Source organism: Flavobacteriales bacterium (assembly GCA_016700415.1).
Lineage (GTDB): Bacteria > Bacteroidota > Bacteroidia > Flavobacteriales_F > PHOS-HE28 > PHOS-HE28.
The window spans coordinates 2,955,820-2,979,738 of record CP065018.1 but is presented as its reverse complement, the minus strand read 5'-3'; the positions used below and the strand labels follow the sequence as shown (position 1 = coordinate 2,979,738).

The 23,919-nt window shown below is 61.6% G+C and carries 15 protein-coding genes and 1 pseudogene; 11 read left to right on the top strand and 5 right to left on the bottom strand.

The genetic code is table 11. From position 1 onward, the window contains the following. Window positions 1-1,048 precede the first annotated feature (1,048 nt). The 3 genes from IPP95_12420 to IPP95_12410 all read left to right on the top strand — a co-directional run bounded on the left by IPP95_12420 (window position 1,049) and on the right by IPP95_12410 (window position 8,812). A complete protein-coding gene (locus IPP95_12420) occupies window positions 1,049-1,432 on the top strand; it encodes a nuclear transport factor 2 family protein (GenBank protein QQS71976.1) in 384 nt (127 codons plus the stop codon). A 124-nt stretch (window positions 1,433-1,556) separates the two neighbouring features. Next, a complete protein-coding gene (locus tag IPP95_12415) occupies window positions 1,557-6,650 on the top strand; it encodes a lamin tail domain-containing protein (protein QQS71975.1) in 5,094 nt (1,697 codons plus the stop codon). 347 nt (window positions 6,651-6,997) lie between these two features. After that, window positions 6,998-8,812 carry a PKD domain-containing protein gene (locus tag IPP95_12410; protein QQS71974.1) on the top strand — a complete coding sequence of 605 codons (1,815 nt, stop codon included), beginning with the start codon at window positions 6,998-7,000 and terminating at the stop codon, window positions 8,810-8,812. A gap of 350 nt (window positions 8,813-9,162) precedes the next feature. On the opposite strand, the gene metG is transcribed toward IPP95_12410, so the two are convergent. Both metG and IPP95_12400 read right to left on the bottom strand, forming a co-directional pair. Beyond that, window positions 9,163-11,280, bottom strand: coding sequence for a methionine--tRNA ligase (metG, locus tag IPP95_12405; protein QQS71973.1), 2,118 nt, complete (start codon window positions 11,278-11,280; stop codon window positions 9,163-9,165). Window positions 11,281-11,499: 219 nt separating this feature from the next. After that, the gene (locus tag IPP95_12400) at window positions 11,500-12,906 is read right to left on the bottom strand and encodes a T9SS type A sorting domain-containing protein (protein QQS71972.1); all 1,407 of its coding nucleotides are present in this window, start codon (window positions 12,904-12,906) and stop codon (window positions 11,500-11,502) included. 163 nt (window positions 12,907-13,069) lie between these two features. Between IPP95_12400 and lepA the strand changes: the two genes are divergently transcribed. From lepA to IPP95_12380, 4 genes and pseudogenes are all read left to right on the top strand, one after another. After that, the gene (lepA, locus tag IPP95_12395; protein ID QQS71971.1) at window positions 13,070-14,857 is read left to right on the top strand and encodes an elongation factor 4; all 1,788 of its coding nucleotides are present in this window, start codon (window positions 13,070-13,072) and stop codon (window positions 14,855-14,857) included. 35 nt (window positions 14,858-14,892) lie between these two features. Then, window positions 14,893-15,132 carry a DUF433 domain-containing protein gene (locus IPP95_12390; protein ID QQS71970.1) on the top strand — a complete coding sequence of 80 codons (240 nt, stop codon included), beginning with the start codon at window positions 14,893-14,895 and terminating at the stop codon, window positions 15,130-15,132. Continuing rightward, window positions 15,129-15,482, top strand: a complete 354-nt coding sequence (locus IPP95_12385) for a DUF5615 family PIN-like protein (protein ID QQS71969.1) — start codon at window positions 15,129-15,131, stop codon at window positions 15,480-15,482. The genes IPP95_12390 and IPP95_12385 overlap by 4 nt, the downstream gene beginning before the upstream one ends. Beyond that, window positions 15,482-15,589 (top strand): annotated as a pseudogene (locus IPP95_12380) (hypothetical protein). The gene IPP95_12385 and the pseudogene IPP95_12380 overlap by 1 nt, the downstream one beginning before the upstream one ends. A 14-nt stretch (window positions 15,590-15,603) precedes the next feature. On the opposite strand, the gene IPP95_12375 reads toward IPP95_12380, so the two are convergent. Continuing rightward, window positions 15,604-17,112, bottom strand: a complete 1,509-nt coding sequence (locus IPP95_12375) for a hypothetical protein (protein ID QQS71968.1) — start codon at window positions 17,110-17,112, stop codon at window positions 15,604-15,606. 107 nt (window positions 17,113-17,219) lie between these two features. Then, a complete protein-coding gene (locus IPP95_12370; GenBank protein ID QQS71967.1) occupies window positions 17,220-18,518 on the bottom strand; it encodes a T9SS type A sorting domain-containing protein in 1,299 nt (432 codons plus the stop codon). 195 nt (window positions 18,519-18,713) lie between these two features. On the opposite strand from IPP95_12370, the gene IPP95_12365 reads away from it, so the two are divergent. The 4 genes from IPP95_12365 (at window position 18,714) to IPP95_12350 (ending at window position 22,247) form a co-directional block, all read left to right on the top strand. Beyond that, window positions 18,714-19,199 carry an RNA polymerase sigma factor gene (locus IPP95_12365; GenBank protein ID QQS71966.1) on the top strand — a complete coding sequence of 162 codons (486 nt, stop codon included), beginning with the start codon at window positions 18,714-18,716 and terminating at the stop codon, window positions 19,197-19,199. Continuing rightward, on the top strand, window positions 19,196-20,557 hold the full coding sequence (locus IPP95_12360; protein QQS71965.1) for a hypothetical protein: 1,362 nt from the start codon (window positions 19,196-19,198) through the stop codon (window positions 20,555-20,557). Before IPP95_12365 ends, IPP95_12360 begins: the two co-directional genes overlap by 4 nt. 194 nt (window positions 20,558-20,751) lie before the next feature. Further along, complete coding sequence (locus IPP95_12355; GenBank protein ID QQS71964.1) at window positions 20,752-21,129, top strand: hypothetical protein; 378 nt, start codon at window positions 20,752-20,754, stop codon at window positions 21,127-21,129. A 128-nt stretch (window positions 21,130-21,257) separates the two neighbouring features. Beyond that, the gene (locus IPP95_12350) at window positions 21,258-22,247 is read left to right on the top strand and encodes a hypothetical protein (protein QQS71963.1); all 990 of its coding nucleotides are present in this window, start codon (window positions 21,258-21,260) and stop codon (window positions 22,245-22,247) included. 117 nt (window positions 22,248-22,364) lie between these two features. Here the strand turns inward: IPP95_12350 and IPP95_12345 are convergent, their stop codons facing one another. After that, window positions 22,365-23,909 (bottom strand): hypothetical protein, encoded by a 1,545-nt coding sequence (locus IPP95_12345; GenBank protein QQS71962.1) that lies wholly within the window; start codon window positions 23,907-23,909, stop codon window positions 22,365-22,367. Window positions 23,910-23,919 lie beyond the last annotated feature (10 nt).

The following is a 23,919-nucleotide window of genomic DNA, read 5'->3' as shown; positions in this document are numbered from 1 at the left end:
TGGGGGGGGGGGGGGGAGCGGGACTAAGGGGGGCGGGCGGGGGGGGGGAACCAACAACCCCGCCCCACCCCCCCCCCCCCCCGCCGAACCCCCCCCCGGACCGCTCCAAACCCCCGGGGCCCCCCCTGGCGGCGCCCCCGCGGGGGGGGGGCCGGGGGGCGGGGGTTCTTTTCCTCCTTTGGGGGGTGGGGGGGGGGGGGGGGCCGTTTACAGGTCCCCGGTCCGGCCCCGGGCCCCCCCGCCCCGGGGGGGCCCTTCCCTCTCGCGCCCCCCCGGGGGGGGGGGGCCCCGCGGGGCCCCCGCCGGGGGGGCCCCCGGGGGCCCGGGGGGGGGCCCCCCCCCCGGGTTCCCCCCCCCGCCTTCCGCCCCGCCTCCCCTTTTTTTTCCCCCTCCCCCCTCCCCCCAGCCCCAGGCGGGGCGGGGGGGGGGACCGCCCCGCCTGTTGGGGGGGGGGGGGGGGGGTTTTGGCGCCAGGCCGGGGGGGGAAGAACCGGGGGGCCGGGGGGGGGGGGGCCGGGCCCGGGGTCTGGCGGGGGGGGGGGGGGGGGGGGGGGGGGGGGGGGGGGGGGGGGGGCTCGGGGCCCCTCCCGGGGCCTCCCCGGGGGGGCCCTTTTCCGGGGGGGGTTGGGGGGGGGGGGGGGCCGTTTCCGGGCCCGCTCCGCGCCGAAAGGGGGGGGCCCGGGGGGCGGGGGGGGCGCGCGGTTTTTCCCCCCCCCCCCCCCCCGTTTCTCCGCCCCCGTTTTCCCGGGGGCCCCCCCCCCCCCCCCCCCCCCCCCCCCCCCCCCCCCCCCCCCCCCCCCCCCCCCCCCCCCCCCCCCCCCCCCCCCCCCCCCCCCCCGCCCCCCCCCCCGCCCCCCCCCCCCCCCCCCCCCCCGCCCTCGCCCCCGCCCCCCCCTTCTCCCTCCCCCGCCTGGTCGCGGCCCGGCCTCCCCCCGCCTCCCCCGCCCCCCGCGCCCCCCCCCGGCGCACCGGAACATCTTGCCTCAGGCGTCAGGCGGCCGCTAGAAGGGCCTGCGCTGAACACACGGCCCATGAGCTCCAACACACCGTGGACCCAACCCCCCCGCGGGCCGCCCAAACACCCCCAACCCTCCCTCCCAAAGAACTTCGCACCAGCTATGCCGCCTTCAACGCGCGCGATGTGGCCGTGGCCCTGCGGGTATTGGCCCCGGACGTGGAGTGGCCGGACCAATTGGCAGGGGCGATCCTGCGCGGCCCGGAAGCCGTGGGTGAATACTGGCGGCGACAATGGGCCGTGCTGGACCCCCACTTCGAGATGAAGCATTTCGAACTGGACGCAAACGGGTATAAGTTGGTCACGCTTGTGCAGACGGTCCGCGGACTGAACGGGTCCGCCATCTCCCAAGGGCTGGTGCGGCATATCTACGCGTTCGAGAACGGACTGGTGAGGCGTATGTGGGCGCTGCTTTAGGCAAGCGCGCCGTAGCCTCCGGGATACGGAAATAAGGAGTGCTGCTGATCCAAGGAAACGGTTACTTTTGTGAGCTTGGGCAAGTGTCGCCCATTTGACACGGACATATCCAACCCCCTCTTCCATGAAGAAGTTCTTTACGCTCCTGCCTGCCAGTTTCCGACCGTTCCAAACGCTGATACTTATCCTCTTGGGGGTAGGTAGTGCCATGCAAGTGAGCGGCCAATTGCTCGAGCAGGACTTCAGTTCCTCCACCACGGTCTCCTCTTACGCCAACGGCGCGCCAAGCAACGGCCAATGGAACGCTATCAGCACTTCGGGTGCGGGCGTCGTACTCTCCATTAACACGACCGGGAGCAACAAGCTCCGTTATGCCCGGGGAACGGCGAATGCCGGAAACTTCTCGCGCACAACCGATTTTTCTCCGACCCCAAGCAGCCTCATGTACCGGTTCGACCTTACTGTATCGGGCAATTCCGCCAACCAGACCACCGCTGCGGTGTGGCAGGTAGGTTCCGGTTTCGGGACCGCGAATAGCGCCGAATCCAACGCCAATACTTACGCCCGTATCGGATTGAATTGGACGACAACGGCCGGTCAATTCAGCATTCGCGATGTGACGGGTGGGACGAACTCTGCCAACTACTCCGGTACGCAGACCATCACTTGGGTCATGAACAACTCAGGGGCCACCATGACCTATCGCGCTCCGGACGGAAGCGACGAGTCGGTCGACAACGACAAGGCTGACATCTGGATCAGCACCACCCGCGAATTCAATGATGTGACCATACAATCTGCGACGCAAACCATAACTGACTTGAAATTTGTCATTAGTGCAGGCACCGGCACCGTGGATATGGACAATATCCTGATCAATCCCATCCCTGCCATTCCAACTTCCGCAGCGGCCAGCGTGATCACCTCCAGCAGCTTTCAAGCCAACTGGGGCACGGTAAGTGACGTGACCGGCTATAGCATCGACGTGAGCACCAGCCCCACATTCGCCAGCTTTGTCACCGGCTATAACAACCTCTATGTTTCCGGGCAGGCCACCAATTTGCTTTCGGTCACGGGCCTCAGCGCATCCACTACCTATTACTACCGCGTGCGGGGTTCGAACCAATATTCGGTGGGAACATTCAGCAGCGGGAACTCATCGGATCAAAACCTGACCACCTCAGCTGGCGGTTCACCGAATTTGACCGCCTCCTCGCTCACCGCCTTCGGTGCCCAGTGCAAAAACGCCGGTCCGTATGGCCCGAACACGTTCACCATCAGCGGCACGAATCTGACCGGGGCCAACGTAACGGTTGCGGCCTTGAGCGGCTTTGAGTACAGCGCAACGGGCGGTGCACCTTATTTCACCTCTTTGTCCCTTACCGCTGGCACGGGTACCTATGGACCAGTGACCATCGATGTGCGTTTCAACCCGACCGCAACGTTGGATTATAGCGGCGACATCGTTGTGGGAGGCGGCGGCGCTAGTGACATCAACGTGGCGGCCAGCGGCAGTGGTGTGGACACGGCACCCACGTTGACCACCGGGTCCGCCTCGGCCATCACTACCACCACGGCCACGGTGGCCGGGCAGATCAACATCGCGGGCTGCGGCATGACGGCCTACGGCATCGAGTACAGCACGTCCATGGGCTTTACTCCGGGCACGGGCACCCCAGTGGCCAGCACCAACCTCAGCGGCATCGACTATTCCAGCGCTCTCACCGCTCTGAGCCCCTGCACGCCCTACTACTACCGGGCCTACTCCACACGCGCCTCCGGCACCACATACGGCAGTGAAGGCAGCTTCACCACGGCCACGATCGGCGCGCCCACCGCAACGGCCGGCACCAGCGTGGGCACGGCAGGCTTTACCGCGAACTGGGGTTCGGTAAGCGGCGCAACGGGCTACCGACTGGACGTTTATACCCAGACCACCACCCTGGCCAGTGACCTGTTCATCTCCGAGTACGTGGAAGGCGGCAGCAGCAACAAATACATCGAGATCTTTAACGGCACCGGTGCTTCGGTCGATCTCAGCGATTATGAGTTGCACCTCTTTTCCAACGGCGGCGGTACACCTGGTTCACCTACTGGGTCTGATGCATTGTCCGGCTCCTTGGCGAACAACAGTACGGTCGTGTATAAGAACGGCAGCGCAACCATTTATGGGGGCGCGGCAACCACCAGTTCCGCACTGAACTTCAACGGCAATGATGCCTTTGCCTTGTATAAGGTCTCGACCACCAGCTATGTGGACATCATCGGCGAGATCGGTAATGACCCCGGATCGGATTGGACCGGTGGCGGCAATTCCACGAAAGATCAGACGCTGGTGCGGAAAGCCAACGTCTCGGGAGGTGTTACCACCAATCCCACCGGCCTTGGTTTCCCCACGCTGGCCACGGAGTGGTACGGGTTTGCGCAGGACGATGTGGACTCCCTCGGGTCACACACCTTCAATTCGGTCACCAATGCTTACGTGGTCACGGACATGAGCGTGGCGGGCACCTCCCAGGCCGTCAGCGGCCTTGACCCGGCCACCACTTACTACTACGTGGTCCGTGCCGAGACCGGCAGTTGCACTTCGGCCAACAGCGATCCGATCACTGTGACCACCGACGCCATTCCCACTTACTACAGCCGGGGCAACGGTAATGTGACCAGTGCCATCTGGAGCAATACCACCGGCGGCACTGCAGGCCCCGCAGTATGGACCGCAGGCAGCAACATGGTGGTACAAAGCGGCGACAACGTGACCAACACCGCCGACGTGGACCTCGGTGATGTGACCGTGGATGCGGGCGGAACGCTGGTGCTCAACGCCTCCGCCAACTTCAAGTCCCATGGCGACGGCGACTTCAGCGGAACCCTCACCGCCAATGACAACAGCACCCTGTCCTTCCTCGGCACCGGGGGCGTGGTGATCACCAGCACCAACACCTTGGACCTCTTCAACCTCACTGCGGACGTACCGAGCGACCTGCTCACCGATGCCACCATCGAGATCCGGGGGACGCTGTTGCTGGAAGACGGCGACTTCGAGGTAGACCCACTGGGCTCCTTGACGCTCACCAGCACCGCGACCGGCACCGGCCGTTTAGGGTCCGTGGCCAGTGGTGCCAGCTACACCGGGGATATGACCGTGCAACGCTACATCCCCGCTGGAGCCACCAACTGGCGTTTCCTCGGCAGCCCCGTGGACGGCAGGACCGTGAACGACTGGCAGGACGACTTCATCACTGCGGGCTATACCGGCTCGGCCTATCCCACCTTCGACCAGCCTACGGGCAGCAATATCCTCTGGCCCAGCATCCGCTACTACGATGAGACCGACGCCACTGCGAATGCCGATATCGGGATCATGGGCGTTACCAGCAACACACAGGCGCTCACCGTGGGCCAAGGCTTCCTGGCCTGGAGCGGCGACAACTTCAACACCACCGCTGCCTTCACGGTGGACGTGACCGGCACGCCCACCATCGCCAGCGCGGCCATCACCCTGCCCATGAGCTATACCACCTCAGGCACCAACAGTGAAGACGGCTGGAACCTCGTGAGCAACCCCCTGCCCAGCGCCATCGACTTCGAGTCCATCACCCGTGGCAGCGACGTGCCCGCCCAGTACTCGATCTTCAACCCGATGACCGGCAGTCTTGAGTACTATTCCACCGGCTTTCCAAATGGCGAGGCGGACGGCACGATCCATAGCAGCCAGGGTTTCTGGTTGAAGGCCAACGGCACCAACGTTACCACCACGGTGAGCGAGGCGGCCAAAGTGAACGACCTCACCGGCGGCGCGTTCGGCGGAAGCCAGCAGGCGGTGCGGCCCCTTGTGCGCCTCACCGTGGCCAGCGCCCTGAACCAGTACAGTGATATGGCCACTTTCGTCTTCGACCAAGGTACCCCGGGCCAAGACACCGAGGACGCGCTCAAGATGAACTTCCATACCATCGGGACCCCGCAAGTGGCCGCGCAAGGAGCGAACGCTGAGAAGCTGGCCATTGACTTCTTCGGGGCCTACACCACGGACATCACCATCCCGGTGACCGTGGACGTGGACGTGACCGGCACCTACACCATCAGCGCAGGCATCACCGGCATGAACAACCTCAGCTGCCTGAGCTTGGAGGACCTCTCCACAGGCACCATCACCCCGCTGACGGACGGTGCCAGCTACAGCTTCACGGCCAATGCCGACGATGACGCCGACAGCCCCCGCTTCATGCTGCATGGCACTGCACCGTTGCCGTTCCATGCCGACAACGCAACCTGCGCCAACACGCCCAACGGCACTGCCACGGTGGTGGTCGCCAACGGACCGGTGGATGTCACTTGGACGGACGCCTCCGGCAATATCCTCCTGACCCAGAGCGGTGTGGAGAACGGCGTGGCCATCAACAACGAATTCGGCGCGGGCAACTACACCGTGCGGGTCTCCCCCATCGGCGTCTGCGGCGAGGTCTATTCGGACTTCAGCATTGATGCGCCAGCGGCGATCGAAAGCAGCGTGACCGCCAGCGACGCCACCTCCTGCCCCAACAGCACGGACGGCTCCCTCTCCATCGAGGCCACCGGAGGTACCGGCGACCTGAGCTACATCTGGAACGACGGCACCCTCGGCACCACCTACATCGGGACGGCAGGCGAGCACCAGGTCTCCATCACCGATGAAGCGGGTTGCACAACCACGGAGAGCTACTCGGTACCAGCGGGCGAAGGCGCGATCGCGGGCTTCTCCAACGGCACGGCCGTGGAGGACCAACCGGTGATCTTCACCAACACCAGTGCAAGCAGCGATGCTTGGGCCTGGGATTTCGGTGACGGCACCACCAGCACCGAGATGGACCCCGTACACATCTATGCGGAGCCCGGAACCTACACGGTGACCCTCACCGCCACCGATGGCACCTGCACGGACGTGATCACCCAAGAGGTCACCGTGGACATGGCCACGGCCATTGCGCCAGTGAGCACCTCCGCCACGCTGAACGTGTATGCCACGCAACAGCAGTTAGTGATCGACCATCCCTTCGGCAATGCACCGGTGGACGTCACCGTGTTCGACGCTACTGGCCGCGTGGCGATGGGCAGCGACCACATCGTGAAACCGGAACGCATCACATTGTCCGACCGCGAACTGGGCACCGGCGTCTGGTTCGTGCGCGTGAAGAGCGGCGATACCGAACGCACCTTCCGCGTACCGCTGGTGCGTTGATCATAGTCTTATTTCCCACGGAAAGGGCTGCCTCTCGGGGCGGCCCTTTTTGTTACCGCAGATCGAAGTGAAGGGAAAACCGCAGATCACGCAGGACCTGTTCCGCCATAGCGGAATGGCGCAGATGAAGGGCCGGAATGCCGTCGTTCTGCATTTCGTTGCGCTCGTTGCGTGCGTCGCGGTTCCCCCTTCGCGGCAAGGATCCCGGGTGCCAGCCCCCATCCGCGGAAATCCGCGGTCAGCACCTTCGGCGGCAGGGCTTTCATCATTGTGACAGCCCTCATCCGCCATACCGAAAAACCTTCCTATTGTTGCCGATCCTTTCAAGCCATTAACCATTCATCTTCATGAAGATCCGCTCCCATTCGCTGCTTTCCGCCCTGGTGCTCAGCGCGTCGCTTGCCCTGACACCGGCATCCGCCCAGGAGTGGCATCCCGTAGGCACCGGTACCGCTACCAACGGGGCCAATGGTGTACCCTGCCCGTTCGGTGATATCTACGCCGGCCAACGTGCCCAGTACATCTATCTCGCCTCCGAGCTTTCCGCCGCCGGTCTTTCCTCCGGGGATGCCATCGTGCGGCTACGTTGGGTCGTCACGGCGTTGAACGGCTCGGGCATGCACGAGAATTATACGCTGCGTATCGGTAGCACCACGGCCACTTCGCTCAGCGCCTTCCTGGGCACGCCCACCGGTGCAGTTACCACGCCGAAGGACCACCAGCCGGTCGTAGGCAACAACGACTTCACGCTCAACACGCCGTTTATCTGGAACGGCACCAGCAACCTGTTGGTGGAGGTCACCCATTTCAGCCCCACCTATGGAACCGCCTCGGCCAACGCCTCGGTGGCCTTCACCAGTACCGCACCTGTAAAACGCAGCTATTCCCTGCTGGACGACCTGCTCTACACCGCCGGTCAATTGGAACCGCTATCCGGTGAAACGCTCAACTCCACCGCCCTGCCCAACATCGTGCTGGGCGTAGCCGAGGACTGCGCACCGCTCACCGCGACGGCACTTTCCGTTTGCGTGGGCGATACTGTTCCTGCCGGCTCCGGTGTTTCCGTGGAAGGCTGCACCGAAGCCCTCGGTGGGCGCTTTACGGCCGTGTACGATTTCCCGGGAGCCAACCTCGAATGCACGGGGACCGATTACGTGCTCCGTTCCTCCATCACCTTGCCCCCGTTGCCCGCCGGCGCGGTGGTGCAGGCCGGCCGCCTCATCCTCACCAACGTGCAAGCGCCGGACCCGGTCTGGATGAGCGACCTCTTCATCAACCTCACCGGCAGCATTGCAGGAGAGATCCAGCTGATGCCGAACCACGAGCAGTATTCCGGCACGGTGCCCGAACTGATCGTACCCATGACCGGGCCCTACGAAACCGGCGTTGCGCAACTCCAAACCAAAAGCACTTACGGAACGGGCTACATCGGCTCGGCACGTGTGGAGTTCGACTACCTCCTGCCCACACCTTTCTGGTACGATGCGCCCAACGGCGGCAACATGATAGCCTATGGCAATTCCTCGCTGGATCCCGTGGCTGAAGGTTTGGCCAGCACCGATATGCCCGGCGTTACCATGCTGTACGCGGACTGCGGGGTCTCCTCCACCGTCTGCAACAGCGGCGGGCGCACACCGGTGGACTTCACGGTATTGGCCGAACCCGTACCGAGCTTTATCGCGGATACTTCCGAAGTGATCGCGGGGATCGCCCTCATGTTCACCTACACGGGAACCACCGCCTCTACTTACCTCTGGGACTTCGGCGATGGCAATACCAGCACCGCCATGGACCCCACGCAGGTTTGGGCCGTGCCCGGCACTTACACCGTGCAGCTCACCGTGGACAACGGTGCCTGCGAAGCCACGTTCAGCATGGACGTGACGGTGGATGTGAACACCGGCATGAGCGCCGTTGATAGACTTGAGGACATGAACGTGTTCGCCACCGCTGCATCGATCATCATCGAGCATGGCTTCGGCACGGCGCCTGTGCGCGTGGAGGTGCTCGATGCCCTGGGCCGCACGGTGATCGACCGCGATAACATCCGGATCTCCGGGCGGATCAGCCTGCCTACGGAGGAGCTGAGCACTGGCGTGTGGTTCGTACGCGTGAATAGAGGCGATGCTCAGCGTACGTTCCGCGTGCCGCTGGTGCATTGATCTTGTTGTGGCTTTCCGCTGAAAGGGCTGCCTCTTGGGGCGGCCCTTTTGGGTTTACCGCAGATCGAAGTGAAGGGATAATCCGCAGATCACGCAGATAGCCGCAGATGAAGGGCCGGAGGTATCGGTCAAGTGGTTAACCACAACGAACGCAACGGCCTCAACCCCCGGCCCCTTCTCCCGGGGAGAAGGGGTGACTGAACTTGCTTGTTCAGCGCGGCTTTCTTGTTCGGTGGTATTTGCTGGGCGGCCTCAATACGGCCTTGATCGCTAATCCGCTTTGGCGCTACAACGCCTGACCCCGGGTCAAGGCCCGGGCAGGCGGAGAACCAACAACTGACAACTAAACCTCACCTCACCTCACTCCCCGAAGGTACCTCCTCCGAAGGCTGCACAAAGCGCAATCGTCCCTCAGCGTCCTCCGCCATCAGCACCATGCCTTGGCTTTCCACGCCGCGCATTTTGCGGGGTTCGAGGTTGCAGAGCAGGAGCACCTGTTGGCCCGGCAGTTCTTCCGGCGTGAAGTGCTGCGCGATGCCGCTGACGATGGTGCGCGGCTCCGCTTCGCCGATGTCGATGGCGAGCTTCAACAGCTTGTCGGCCTTGGGCACTTTCTCCGCAGCGGTGATGGTGCCGATGCGCAGGTCCAGCTTGGCGAAGTCGTCGAAGGTGATCGTCGGCTTGGCGGTTTTGGGCTCAGCGGCGGCTTTCGGTTCTTCGGGCTTTTGGTCCATGGGCGCGTTGGCTTTCAGGCGTTCCACTTCGGCGGCGATCTCCGCGTCGGTGATGGGTTTGAAGAGGTGCTCCGGTTTGCCGAGCTGCGCGCCCGGAACGACGAGACCATCACGGAGCGCATCGGACCACTTGAGGTCGCCGAGGCCGAGCATGTTGCGCAGCTTTTGTGCGGTGAAAGGCAGGAACGGTTCCAGCACCACGCTGAGCGCGGCGGAGATCCGCAGACCGTTGAAGAGCACCGTGCGCACGCGGTCCGGGTCGGTCTTCTCCAGCTTCCACGGCTCGGTGTCCGTGAGGTATTTGTTGCCTAAGCGCGCGGCGTTCATGGCCGTGGCCAGCGCATCGCGGAAGCGGAACTTGTCGATGTCCGCCGCCACCTTTCCGGGGATCCCCGAGAGCTCCGCCCACAGCACGGTGTCCTGCTCGCCTTGCACCGCGCTGGATGCCGCGGGTTCCGGTACCTTACCGTCATAGTACTTGTTGCAGAGCACGAAGACGCGCTGCACGAAGTTGCCGATGATGGCCACCAGCTCGTTGTTGTTCTTGTCCTGGAAATCCTTCCACGTGAACTCACTGTCCTTGAACTCCGGAAAGATGGTGGCGAGCGCGTAGCGCAGTTCGTCCTGGCGGTCCGGCCAGCGTTCGATGTACTCGTGCAGCCACACCGCCCAGTTGCGGCTGGTGCTGAGCTTCTTCCCTTCGAGGTTCAGGAATTCGTTCGCGGGCACGTTCTGCGGAAGGATGAACCCGCCGTGTTCCTTCAGCAGGATCGGGAAGATGATGCAATGGAAAACGATGTTGTCCTTACCGATGAAATGCAGCAGGCGCGTGTCGTCGGCCTTCCACCATTTCTCCCAGTCTGCCCCTGAGCCTGTCGAAGGGTTGTCCTTCGCCCATTGCTGGGTAGCGCTGATGTAGCCGATGGGTGCATCAAGCCACACATAGAGCGCTTTCCCTTCTGCGCCGGGAAGCGGTACGGGCACGCCCCAGGCGAGGTCGCGCGTCATGGCGCGGGGACGCAGACCTTCCTTCAGCCAGCTGTTGCATTGGCCCAGCACCTGCGGCTTCCACTCGGCGGCATCGTGCTGCTGTTCGCCGTCGAGCACTCCGGAATTGATCCACTTGGTCATCCATTCCTGACTGCGCTCCATGGGCAGGTACCAGTGCTTGGTGGGCCGCAGCTCCGGCTTGCTGCCGCTGAGCGTGCTGCGCGGATCGATAAGGTCCTTCGGGCTGAGCGCGCTGCCGCACTTCTCGCACTGGTCGCCGTAAGCATCGGGGTTACCACAGTTGGGGCAGGTACCGATGATGTAACGGTCAGCGAGGAATTGCTTGGCCTCGGCGTCGTAGTACTGCTCCTCGGTGTTCTCCGTAAAGGCGCCGTTCTTATTCAGCTGGAGGAAGAAATCCTGCGAGGTCTTCTTGTGCAGCTCGCTGCTGGTGCGGTGGTAGATGTCGAATTCGATCCCGAAGTCCGCGAAGGCCTTCCCCATCATCGCGTGGTACTTGTCCACGATGGCCTGCGGCGTGGTGCCTTCCTTCAGGGCGCGCAGGGTGATGGCAGCGCCGTGCTCATCGCTTCCGCAGACAAAGAGCACCTCCTTGCCACGTGCCTTCAGGTTGCGCACATAGATGTCGGCAGGCAGGTAGGCCCCGGCAATGTGGCCGATGTGCAGGGGGCCGTTAGCATAGGGCAACGCGGCGGTGACGGTGGTACGGGCGGGGGTCTTCATGCGAAGCCGCGAAAGTACGGGGGAGCGCCGGAGGTACCGCTCAGGATTGAACTGCAAAGGACGCAAAGAGCGCAAAGAAATTGCCGGAGGTCCACTGTGTTTTGGACCGCAGAGGCATGCCTTCGGCCACGAAGGGCGCAAAGAGGGCACCGGAGGTACCGCTTCGGTCTTAACCGCAACGCACGCAACGAGCGCAACGAAAACCCGCCGACCTATGGCCTACCTGGCAGAACTTCTTACAAGCCGCACCGTGGATGTGGATGTCGCGCCTGTGGCCCGCACGGTGTAGATGCCGTCCGGCAAGCTGCGTAGGTCCAGTTCCATTTGCGCAGCTCCAACGATCGGGTTTTTTGTCATCACTACCGCACCGTTCATGGCGAACACTTCCACGCGGCCCGGCTGTTGACCGGTCGGCCAGGTGATCGTGGCACGGTCCATTGCCGGGTTAGGCTGGACCGTAAGGTTAGTTGCCCTGCTTGCGTCATGGATCCCCGTGGTCGCGTCCAACACCTTCAAATAAACGGTGTACGTGGAGGTCAATGGCACGGGGTCATTGGTCTGTGCGGTATAATTGATGGTGTGGATGGTCCCCGCTTCGCTCGCGGTCGGCGTAATGGTGGACATGATCTGTGTGCCGTTCCCGATGCTCGTGATCGTTTCAACGTAGTTGGTGATGCCTTGGCATTGAGCGGTTCCCGTGACTACCTGACCCGGGCCTCCTGCGATCATCATCATGGGATAATCCAAGGATGTGCCCACCTCGATGTCCAAGGTGTCACAGCCGATGCTGGAGAAGATGGGCGGAATGCTCTCGTCGGACGTGTTAAAGGAATAGTGCCGTTCCGTTAACCAGGCCACCCCGTCATTGTTACCGAACGAGCCGTCCCAGTCCGTTCCCGCATGGTCGAAGCGGCCGAGCTGCAAGTAGTCTGTCCCATCACCCCGGTTTGCACCGACCGTGGCCGGGATACCGCCAAAACCGCCCACGCCTTGGGATGCAGAGCCCGTGGTCCATTCCATCGCCCCATAGCAAAAAGACACATTGTTCCCTCCGGATATCACAGGGTCAGTGCCATCGGTGACGATGAGCTGGAAAGTGTTCAGCTTGTCAGTTTGCATGCTGTAATAACCGACCGCAGACCAGTTGACGTAGAGCGCATGGGGGGTCAACCGGTACATCACCGTGCCTGAATCCGCACGGGTGTCGACATCGGCCCAGAAGGGAGCCACCATCTGGAAATCAGCGGATGGGAAACCGTATGCGGTATAGGTGTAGTATGGGGTCACGAAAGAGATGTTCCCGTTGTTGTTTATGTAGCAGGACGTGTACTCGTCGCCGTACAGGCTGAAGGTGAACGGCAATTGAATAAGCCCGGTTGATCCATCATCGTTCGGGGTCATCGCCAAGGTATATGAGCTGTCCGGTGTGATCCAGCACGCGCACGGCTCATTATCACGCTGGGAACCTGAATGACCATGGACCACGGGTGGGTGAACAGCGGGTTGCGGATGCTGGATCTGCGTCAGCTTCCATGCTTGGTACGCATCGGAACCGGGCGTGAATTGGGCGGAGCAGTATCCTGCGATCGCAATTGCAAATGCCGAAACGAGGTATCGAGATCCCATGGCAGTGGAGTTTGGTACAACGAATGTAGGTGAACTCCTGCACTGCCGTCCTCCGCGCCCCTGGCCGCCAAAGGCACGCCTCCTCGGTTAGGCTCCTCCCCGTTACCTTCGCGGGCATTTTCGGCCCGGCCCCACACCTTCGCCAGGCTTCGGCGACCCAAGCATGAAGAACACCCGCAATTTCTGCATCATCGCGCACATCGACCACGGCAAGAGCACCTTGGCCGACCGGCTGCTGCAGATGACCGGCACCATCGCCGACCGCGACATGCAGGCGCAGAACCTGGACGACATGGACCTGGAGCGCGAGCGCGGCATCACCATCAAGAGCAAGGCCATCCAGATGGACTATGAGCTCAATGGCGAGAAGTACATCCTGAACCTGATCGATACCCCGGGCCACGTGGACTTCAGCTACGAGGTGAGCCGGAGCATCGCCGCCTGCGAAGGTGCCCTGCTGATCGTGGACGCCACCCAAGGCATCCAAGCCCAGACCATCAGCAACCTTTACCTAGCCTTGGAGCACGACCTGGAGATCATCCCCGTGCTGAACAAGATGGACCTCCCCAGCGCCAACCCGGAGGAGGTGAAGGACCAGATCGTGGACCTCATCGGCTGCGAGCTGGAGGACATCCTCAGCGCCAGCGGTAAGACCGGCTTGGGCGTTGACAAGCTGCTGGAGGCCATCGTGGAGCGCGTGCCCGCCCCGAAAGGCGATCCCGCCGCACCGTTGCAGGCGCTCATCTTCGACAGCGTGTTCAACTCTTTCCGAGGTATCATCGCCTACTTCCGCGTGATGAACGGCACCATCCGCAAGGGCGAGAAGGTGAAATTCTTCAACACCGGCGTGGTGTACGACGCGGACGAGATCGGCGTGTTGAAGATGGACCTGAAGCCCAAGCCGCAACTGAGCGCGGGCGATGTGGGCTACATCATCAGCGGCATCAAGACCGCCAGCGAGGTGAAGGTGGGCGACACCATCACGCACCAAGCGCGGCCATGTGAAGTGGCCATCCATGGCTTCGAGGATGTGAAGCCGATGGTGTGGGCGGGCATCTTCCCCGTGGAAACCGACGAGTACGAGGAGCTGCGCGATGCCATGGAAAAGCTGAAGCTGAACGACGCCAGCCTCACCTGGACGCCGGAGAGCAGCGCCGCGTTAGGCTTCGGCTTCCGCTGCGGCTTCCTCGGCCTGCTGCACATGGAGATCGTCCAGGAGCGGATCGAGCGCGAGTTCGGCATTACCGTGATCACCACCGTGCCGAACGTGGGCTACATCGTCACCCGGACCGACGGGGAGGTGATCAACGTACACAACCCCAGCGAGCTGCCACCGGTGATGCACATCGAGACGATCGAGGAGCCGTACATCAAGGCGCAGATCATCACCAAGAGCGAATACACCGGCGTGATCATGAACCTGTGCATCGAGAAGCGCGGCATGCTCACCAACCAGAACTACCTCACCACGGACCGCGTGGAGCTCTCCTTCGAGCTGCCCTTGGGCGAGGTCGTCTTCGACTTCTTCGACAAGCTGAAGAGCATCAGCCGCGGTTACGCCAGCTTCGACTACCACCCCATCGGCTTCAAGCAGAGCGACCTGATCAAGCTGGACATCCTGCTGAACAGTGAAAAAGTGGATGCCCTCAGCGCGCTGATCCACCGCGATCACGCGCACGAGCTGGGCAAGAAGATGTGCAGCAAGCTGAAGGAACTCCTCCCCCGCCAGCAGTTCGACATCCCCATCCAAGCGGCCATCGGCGCGAAGATCGTGGCCCGCGAAACCGTGAAAGCCCTGCGCAAGGACGTGACCGCGAAATGCTACGGCGGTGATATTTCCCGCAAGCGCAAGCTGCTGGAGAAGCAGAAGGAAGGGAAGAAGCGCATGCGTTCCGTGGGTTCGGTGGAGATCCCGCAGGAAGCTTTCTTGGCGGTGCTGAAGTTGGATTGAGGATCTCCGCTCCTGCGCTTCGCTATCTTTGAAACATGGATTGGCGCAAGTACATCACCAGCGACCCCAAGGTCTTGGCGGGCAAGCCTACTGTTAAGGGCACACGATTATCCGTGGAATTCATTTTGGGTCTGATGGCGAAAGGCTGGACCGAGGAAACGCTCTTGGAGAATTATGAGCGCCTCAAGTCCGCCCACATCAAAGCGATCTATGGGTTCATGAGCGAGAATATCGCGGCAGGCCGGTACCCGCAGCCCTTGGGTGAGGCGAAATGAGGTTTCTCATTGATGAATGCGTGGCGAAGACCTCCGCCTTGCGCTTGCGTATGCTCGGCCATGATGTATTGCGCGTAGGCACGGACCTCCGGATCCCCGACGATATCGATATCCTCGCTTTCGCCACTGCGGAAAAGCGTATCCTCATTACGCATGATCAGGATTTCGGTGAGTTGGTGTTCAACAAGAAACACCGTGCTCCACACGGGGTTGTGGTATTCCGCTATGAGCCTGCCACTCCGGATGAAGTGGCCAAAAGGCTCATTGTGATGATGCGGTCCGGACTATACACGTTCGCGGGATACTTGACCGCTGTGGACGAAGGCAAGGTGCGCCAGCGGGCTTGCTAAAACGCAAGCTGCTGGAGAAGCAGAAGGAAGGGAAGAAGCGCATGCGCTCCCTGGGCTTGGTGGAGATCCCGCAGGAGGCTTTCTTGGCGGTGCTGAAGTTGGATTAGCTGTACCGGCTCCCCTATCGAGCGACGATCACCTTGCGATGCGCAATGGATCCGTCCACCAAGTGTATGTTGGCGAAGTACGGCCCGGACGGGACACCTGCAAGCCCCAGTTTCACTTGATCGGCTCTTGGCTCCGCGTGCAGAACGATCTGTCCACCGGTATTCAGAATATCGATCCGGTCCATCCGGCTTGAGGAGGTGATCACGAGATTGTCCTTCGTCGGATTGGGAAGAAGCTCGATCCGGGCCTGCCTGTTGTTCTCAGCAATTCCAAGATGGATCTCTTGCCCGCATTCCACACCATCCTTCTTGAAATACACCAGATCTCTGATCTCAAAATAGTACGGATCCCATGGGGTAAAGGGGTCCTGATAGAAATACGATGTGACACCCAGCCCCAATAGGACAGAGCCGTACGAACTGGGCGGAGGGCCTTGGGTATCCGCTGCGACCCAGCAATTTCCATCAGGGCAAGGGCCGAAACTGGGAGCATCATTCCGGTATAAGATCCAGAGCGGCATGCAACTCCATGGACTCGAAAGCGTGAACGTGTTGAAGGAGCCATTGAACTTCTCGAAAGGCAGTTCGGCGTATACCTCGTTCTTGGAATATCCTGCGATGCTTGTTCCGCTATTGTTGGCGCCGGAGGTGATATTGAAGCTTTCCCATGCCACATCATAGAACACCGAATCCGGGGTATCCGACCGGGAAAGGAAGGTGGTTGTGTGATAGGTGAACGGTTGCCCGTTCGGCAAGGTACCTCCCGTGTATGTCTTGAATTGCACGACATCTCCGGGCTGGTGGTCCTCGATCATTGCCGTGGTGATCCGGTACATGCCTAGTGGAGGGTCCAAGTTGCCGAGCATTGCCAAGGGCTGTAACACCTGCGGAAACAGATCAACCCGGAAGAAGCGGACCAAGCCAAGGGCCTTGCCCACGATCACAGAGTCGTGCTGCAACTCGGATGCGATTGGCGACCCGGCGAGGTCCGTGTGCTGGATCACGTAGGTGTAGACCGAATCCGTGTACCCCAAGATGCTCATGGTATCAGGTCCTGATTTCACAAAGGAGAAACGCTGAACAGCGTCTACATAAAAGGTGCTCGTATCACCGATAGATGCTGCGAAATTGAAATGCAGCGTGTCCCCTCCCACTGTTCCGAACCAATAGGTACCCATGTTGTCTGCCCGAAAGAAAGTCCCCGGCCAGATGGGTTGATCAGTTCTGTAGCAGTAAGGAGGGCCCCACCCTGAGCAATTCGGGTCCTCATAGGTCGACCCCACATCCAGCGCGCCGAAATGATAGTAGACCGAATCAGTGCCGTCGACAGTCGCTGAGTCAAAGGCCAAGCTATAGCCGTTGGTCGGGACCGGATCCTGGCTAAAAAGCTTCTTGGTCTTGGCCGTGAACGGCTTGTAGTACTGTGCCTGGGAACCACCGATGAAAATGCTGCAAACAAGCAGGACGGCATCACGGCTCCGCAGGGAAGTGCCATGTAACATCCCGACTATGACAGCTTTCATATTCCGAAAGTACGACTCTCAAGAAGCCGTCATGAAAAATTAAACGTCCAGTGGCTCAGTGGAGATCCCGCAAGAAGCATTCTTGGCGGTGCAGAAGTTGGATCGATTCACTCCACCACCCAACGGGCAGCGAGCCTATTGCCATCCTTGCCCACAGCCCGCAAAATGTAGAGACCGGGCGCCCAGCCCGTGGTGGTAAAGGCGTGCCGCCCGGTGGGTTCCTTCGCAGCAACTACCGAACGGCCCTGTGCATCGTACACGTGCATGTTCCCAAGGGCCTGCCCGTCAGTCCGCATGACCTCAATGCCATTTACTGAACGGGCTACCGACAATGAATTCGGGGCGGAGGTGGCAATGCTCTGTCCGACATCGATGCATTGCTCGTACAGCGTGAATGCCACGGCGGCAAGCGTGGTCCAGGTCACGGGCGCGCGCGGCCCGGGAACCGTGTAGCCCATTCCCACGCCGAAGTTGGGCCCGCCGCCGGTGGGGCCTTGTTGCGGAATGAGCTCCATGATGTAATCCCCCGGTGGAAGACAGATCGTATCCTGATCGTACTGCTGTTGTTCCGTAAAAATAAATGTACCCGTGGCCACTTCTGAACCGGCTTCCCGGACCGTGTACAAGAACGACCCTGTTACCAGCCCGGAACCAAAGTTCTGCATGTCCACGATCACCTCGGTGCAACTGTCCGGCGGGCAAAGATCGACAGGAAGGTCCCAGCTACAGTCCAATGTATCGTAGAAGAGGGTCCACAACTGCAGGGTGCCGTTGAACGGCGAGGACGGCATGATGGTGCCCGAAGGAATGGCAAGCGTGTGGTAGCTCTCCCCCGCGATGCCGAAGAAGTTCACCGTTTCCTGGGCAAGGGTGTCACCATTGTCCGCCAACAATAGAAAGCCGGGATAGTCGAACAAGGTGAACGTAGGGTTGAACACATGGACCAGCAAGGCCGTGTCACTGAAGGGCGCCCACGACAAGCTTGCCAGAATGAGCGAATCACAGGCGGACGGAACGCTACCGGTCACTGTAAAGGTGTGCTGGCCCCCAGGGGCCAGATCCTGGATCCCGGGTCCTGTTATGACGATGGTGTACGTGCCAGCGGGAAGGACGCCCACATTCATGGTCTCCATATGCGGGACCAGCACATCCGCTCCGCCGACACTGGTCGCGCTCACGGTAAGTTCCACCGTAGATCCGGTGACCTGCGCGGTCGTGCTCGTGATGGATGCTCCCGTGTCGGAGAGGTCTCCTGAAAGCTGAAGTTGCACATCGTCCTGGTCCGTGGGCGCAGCAGGTAGCACGGCGATCTGACCCAAGTAGAAATAGGTTTGCGCCTGTACGCTTCCGGCGGTCCAAGAGATCCATACAGTGAGCAGTACGAACAGGAGGGTAGTTGTTTTCATTTGAAGAGGTCCTTGGCCCGTCGGGGGCGTTCATTGAGGTGAAGGTACAGTTTCAATGACGCGGGCAGAGGCCAATACGCTGCCTCGGGTCTTCAACCTCCAATGCTCAGGGACCGATACGTACCGGTCCTGTGCGGAAGGGGCTTGTAACTTTCGCCAAAGCAGCCCGTCACATCCTCAGGACCCCCTCATTCCGTGACCCTCACCGACTACAATAGCGCCGTGGACCAGCATGCGGACGGCATTTACCGTTTTGCGGTGAAGCACCTGCGCGACACCGATACGGCGAAGGACGTGGTGCAGGAAAGCTTTGCCCGGTTGTGGCAGAAGGTGGATGAGGTGGACGGCGCGAAGGCCAAGAGCTACCTCTTCACCACCGCGCACCACCTTCTGGTGGACGAGGCCCGCAAGGGATCGCGCAGCACGCGCATGGAGGACCGGCATGCCGACCTGCATTGGGGCAGTCAGGGCCAACCGGACCTGAAGGAAGTGCTGGACGCCGCACTGGCCACGCTTCCGGAATTGCAGCGCAGCGTGGTGCTGCTGCGGGACCTGGAAGGCTACAGCTACGAGGAGATCGCTGAATTGACGCAGTTGAACATAACCCAGGTAAAGGTGTACATCTATCGCGGACGCACCGCCTTGAAGGACTACATCGGCAACTTGGAGAACGTGCTATGAAATTGGACCGGCACACATACGAGGCTTGGCTGCTGGACCGCTTGGAAGGCCGCCTCTCCCCTGCGCAGGAGGCATTGCTCGATGGCTTCCTCGTGGACAACCCGGACCTGCCGATATCCTTGGTCAGCTTGCCCGGCGTAGGCGGTGGCGATATGGAATTCCCGTTGAAGGAACTGCTGCGGAAAGCCTATCCGCCCACCGGTGAGCCGGATGCCGCACGCTTGGACGACTTCCTTGTGGCGCGCTTGGAAAAGGACCTTACCAACGGGCAGGAGAAAAAACTGGAGCGCTACCTCTACGAACATCCGGAGACCGATCGCCAAGCCGCATTGATTGCATTGGCGAAAGTGTCCGACGGCACCGTTCCGTTCGCTGAAAAGGAAACGCTGGAGCGCCACTTCCCGCCCAAGGGAATGCCCGACGCCCACCGCTTGACGGACTTTCTGATCGCGGACCTCGAAGGTGATCTCACCTTCGAGCAACGATCCGCATTGAAGCGCTACATCGCGGAACATGGAGAGGCCATACGGGAGGAACGCTTGGTGGCCGCGACGCACACCGTGCTCGTTCCCATCCCCTTCCCCGGAAAAGAGGGTCTGAAAAAGCGCGAGGTCCGCGTGGTGGCCCTGTGGCCAAGGCTTGCTGCAGCGGCATGCTTCCTCCTGCTCATAGGCGCTGGCTGGTGGCAGCTGCGTGAAAGACCGTCGGACGGGATTGAAGTGGCGCGCGTTGAAAATTCCGTGAAACCCCGGCAGGTCCCTTCACCGGACCGGGACGCGCAGCCTGTTGCCATGGAAGAACCGGATGCCCCCGAAAGAAGCAATGGCGTATCGCTGAAAGAACCAGTGCCAACCTCACTGGAAAGGCCCGCCGTACCCGCAGGCACCGCAGCGCCCAAACCTCAACAGCCTACATCCAAGCCAGTTCAAGTTCCGGAGCAAACGCCGGTACCTAAGGCCGCACCCGCCACGAAACCCACCCCGGAGGTCCTGCCTGTGGAAGAACCTGTACTGGCGCAACAGAGCGAAGGGCGGGCAACGCTCCCGACCGGCAACGCACCTGCCGAAAAAGGAACTGCAACACAGGAAAAGAAAACGGTAGAACCCTCCTCCGACACGCATGGTTCCAGCCAAGACCTGGGGACCTTCGTTGCAAATACGTTGCGCGGCAAAGTGCTGGAAACCCCGGAGCGCAAAGCCGAGCTGGACGGAAGCGATGTGCTGGCCTTCGCGGACAAGGCGATCGGCGCGGTCACTGGCGGGCAAGGCGGCATGGATGTGCAGCACACCTCCGAAGGCCGGCGGTTCCAGCTTCGCTTGGGCCGCAATTTCTCGGTCAGCGCGAGCCGGGGGCGTTGAGTACCCGGAGTCTGCAAGACGATAGATCGGGGGCCTCGATCAACATGTGAACTGTACACGGCGCTTCATTCTCACCGCCCATCATTCCATGCGTACCGCTCATCACGTTCTCCATCGATCATTGTAACAAACCGGCGCTTGGGCCTGTCCTATGGCCAACAACCAACGGCAGCGATGCCAAAACACCAAGCACGATGAAGATCACGACCCTCCGCCACGTTTTCGCCCTCGGCCTTTTGCTATTGGCATCCACCCTTCACGCTTCCATTGGCGATCTGCCTGATACGTTCAGCACCGCTTCGCCACAGACGGAAATGGAGCGCGCAGTGAAGCACCAGATCGATCGCTTTGTCATTTTTCCGCTTTCCGAGAATGCCGGGAACATGTACGGCACCGTGGACATCGCCTACGTGGTGAACACGGAAGGCCGGGTGGTGGTCGTGGCCTCGGGATCGAGGAACAGCGATCTGCGTGATTACGTGGTCCGCAAGCTCGCACGGATCAAGGTGGGGCCGAATCCTTCGGGTCTGTGGAACATTTCACGGGTACGTTTCACCTTCCGCCCGGAGTGACGCGGGCCTCTTCACTGCTGAAGCCCCTTGTCCGTTCCGGCGCGGGGCTTCAGTCTTTTTCAGCCCCGTATGCCTTGGCCTGTAACTATCCGGAACCCGGCCCGTCCTATTCTCAAACCGAACAGTGAATGAAAACCCCGATCCTCCTTTCGCTGCTGCTCCTGCCCTTCGCCGGCATGGCCCAGCAGGACAGCCTTGCCACGGACAGCGCCGCTGCGCGACCGGCACGGCATAGCCTCACCCTCAGTGCGGGTGCCAACGGCATGAAGGTGAAAGTGGAGAACGCCGACACCAACTACGCCCAAAAAGGCGACACCATCCGTATCACCTCCAAGCGGAAGCTCATCCGCATCATCACCACCCCGCGCACTGGTTTGGACACCACCAAGACCTTTGAGAAGAAGCTGGCCGACCTGAAGCGCGAGCGCCGCAACCTCTTCTGCCATTGGGTCGGGCTGGAGTTCGGCCTCAACAGCTTCCTGACCACGGACGGGCGGATCGGCGACGGGCCGGAAAGCGGGCCGTTGCAACTGAACAACGCCCGGAGCCGCTTCTTCGCGATGAACTTCTGGGAGCGGAAGATCGAGTTCGGCACCAACCACGTGGGGCTGTTCACCGGCGCGGGCATCGAGTTCGACAGCTACAAGCTGAGCGAGAACAACACGCTCCAGTTCAATGGCGACAGCACCTTCGCGGTGGCCATGGAAAGCCCGGAACTGCGCAAGAACAAGCTGCGCCAGATCGGCCTGCGTGTGCCGTTGATGCTGGAGTTCAATACCAACCGGGCCAAGCTGCCCGCTAACGAGGATGAATTGAAGGCCAAGCCGGACTGGTCATTCAGCCGGAAGCACAACTTCCACTTGGCCGCCGGTGTGGTGGGGAGCTGGCTGTTCGATACCATGTACAAGCAGAAGTATACCGAAGACGGGCGTGCGGTGAAGCAGCGCAGCAAGGACAACTACAACCTGCTGCCCTATCGTGTGGCGGCCCGTGCACAGATCGGCTACGGGCCGTTGAACCTCTTCGCCGAATACGCGCTCACGCCGATGTTCGAGGAGGGAACAGCACCGGAACTGAGAGCGCTGAACGTGGGCATCACGGTGGTCGGGTTCAACTAATGCCGGACCTCAGGGTCCCCGCCACAGCGGCGGGAGACCACTGAGGGAGCCGAGGGGAAACAGTTCGCCAAAGCCCTTGCGGGGCGTCGCTTTGCGGCGGCCCTGCTTGCTTTCAACTCACCACCGCATTCCCACCGGCTCGCTCGGCTCGCTCTCGGTTCCGTCCGGGAGCACCAGGCGCAGCACATAGAGGTGCAATGCCCCGTCGGTGGTGGATCCGTCGGTGTAGCCCGATGCATCGATCGGCAAGGACTTCAAGAGCTTGGGTTCTCCATTGTCCACGGCGCGGTACAGGTTGAAGCCTTTGCCATGGCGTTCCCTAGCGGCCCATTCCAGCGCGATGCCTTTCGATGTGCGATGTGCCATCATCATGCGCGGTACGGTAGCGGCCGGATCATCGGCCACCAGCACGACTGACGCGGACGGAACACCCCGTGTACCGGCGAACGACACGCCCACCACACGATAGGTGTAGGACCGGTTCGCCGTTGCGGTTGGATCCTTGAACACCGTGATGCCCGGTTCCAAGGGCTGCGTATTCACCACTTTGAATTCGGCGCTCCCCGCATCGGCGCGCTCCACATTCGCCAGATAGGCCCCCGGTGCCCCGGCCCATGGATCGCGCCAGCTGATCATGACCGTATCATCCAACAGACGCACGGCAACTTCCGTGGGCGTGGTCGGCGTGCGGCCATCGACCGCTTGGATCGTGACATTCTCTGAAGGCTCGCTGATCGTTCCGCCGATGCCCACGGCCCGCACACGATAGCTCATCACGCCGCGATCGGTCGCTGCACTGTCCGTCCACTGCACGGGTCCTGCGGACGATGCACGGATCCCATCGGCGACGAGCAGGTACTTCTCATCCTTCGGTGCTCCCCGTTCCACTTGGTAGTGCGCGATGTCCGGACCGACATGCGGCCAATAAAGCGTGACTCCGTACAGCTCCGCTTTGGCGATCACGCCGCTGGGCGGTGCTGCGGGCGGTGCCGTATTGCTCAAGCCTTGCACGGGCATGCTCACAGTGGATCGCCCCACCACATCGACCACTTCCACACGGTAGAAGTAAGTCTCCTTCACCCGTTGCACGCGATCCGTGTACACCGTGTCGGCAGCGTCCACGTCCGCGAGGCGCAGGTACGGGCCATCGAATTTCTCGGCCCGGTGGATCGCGATGCCTCGCGCACGCTGCGGGTTCTCCAAGGTCCATCGCAGGCGGATGCTCCGCGCGCCGGGCACGTCCTCGGCATGGATGGAACGCAGCCAAGGCCGGGCCTCTTCATGCAGGTTGTGCGCGGTGGTCCATGGGGACGATGGTCCTTCGCGACCTGCGGAATCCACAGGCATCAAGCGGTACTCATAGATCCCCAGTTCGGTGAACAGCGTGTCCCAGCACTGCACGATCGTGGTGTCGTGCCGCGTGCCGAAGAAGATGACCGGATGGATCTCCGCTTCGGTGCCCACATGCTGCCGACGGCGGTACACGCGCACCGAGGCCAGTTCGCACGCGGGCGATGCCCAGGCGACCCGGACGCGTTCGCCATCGGTAGCGGCGGAAAGAGGACGCAACGAGCAGGACTTGCCTGCGGAGGTGGAGGACGTAGTGCTCTGGCCCATGCAAGGAAGCGCGAGCGATAAGAGGGGAAGGAGGATCGTTCTCATGGTCGTTGCA

Excerpts from the sequence above, each read along its gene's own strand:
- lepA (QQS71971.1), top strand. The coding sequence starts at position 13,070 with ATGAAGAACACCCGCAATTTCTGCATCATCGCGCACATCGACCACGGC.
- IPP95_12390 (QQS71970.1), top strand. The coding sequence starts at position 14,893 with ATGGATTGGCGCAAGTACATCACCAGCGACCCCAAGGTCTTGGCGGGC.
- IPP95_12410 (QQS71974.1), top strand. The coding sequence starts at position 6,998 with ATGAAGATCCGCTCCCATTCGCTGCTTTCCGCCCTGGTGCTCAGCGCG.
- metG (QQS71973.1), bottom strand. The coding sequence starts at position 11,280 with ATGAAGACCCCCGCCCGTACCACCGTCACCGCCGCGTTGCCCTATGCT.
- IPP95_12385 (QQS71969.1), top strand. The coding sequence starts at position 15,129 with ATGAGGTTTCTCATTGATGAATGCGTGGCGAAGACCTCCGCCTTGCGC.
- IPP95_12370 (QQS71967.1), bottom strand. The coding sequence starts at position 18,518 with ATGAAAACAACTACCCTCCTGTTCGTACTGCTCACTGTATGGATCTCT.
- IPP95_12360 (QQS71965.1), top strand. The coding sequence starts at position 19,196 with ATGAAATTGGACCGGCACACATACGAGGCTTGGCTGCTGGACCGCTTG.
- IPP95_12415 (QQS71975.1), top strand. The coding sequence starts at position 1,557 with ATGAAGAAGTTCTTTACGCTCCTGCCTGCCAGTTTCCGACCGTTCCAA.
- IPP95_12345 (QQS71962.1), bottom strand. The coding sequence starts at position 23,909 with ATGAGAACGATCCTCCTTCCCCTCTTATCGCTCGCGCTTCCTTGCATG.
- IPP95_12355 (QQS71964.1), top strand. The coding sequence starts at position 20,752 with ATGAAGATCACGACCCTCCGCCACGTTTTCGCCCTCGGCCTTTTGCTA.
- IPP95_12400 (QQS71972.1), bottom strand. The coding sequence starts at position 12,906 with ATGGGATCTCGATACCTCGTTTCGGCATTTGCAATTGCGATCGCAGGA.
- IPP95_12350 (QQS71963.1), top strand. The coding sequence starts at position 21,258 with ATGAAAACCCCGATCCTCCTTTCGCTGCTGCTCCTGCCCTTCGCCGGC.
- IPP95_12375 (QQS71968.1), bottom strand. The coding sequence starts at position 17,112 with ATGAAAGCTGTCATAGTCGGGATGTTACATGGCACTTCCCTGCGGAGC.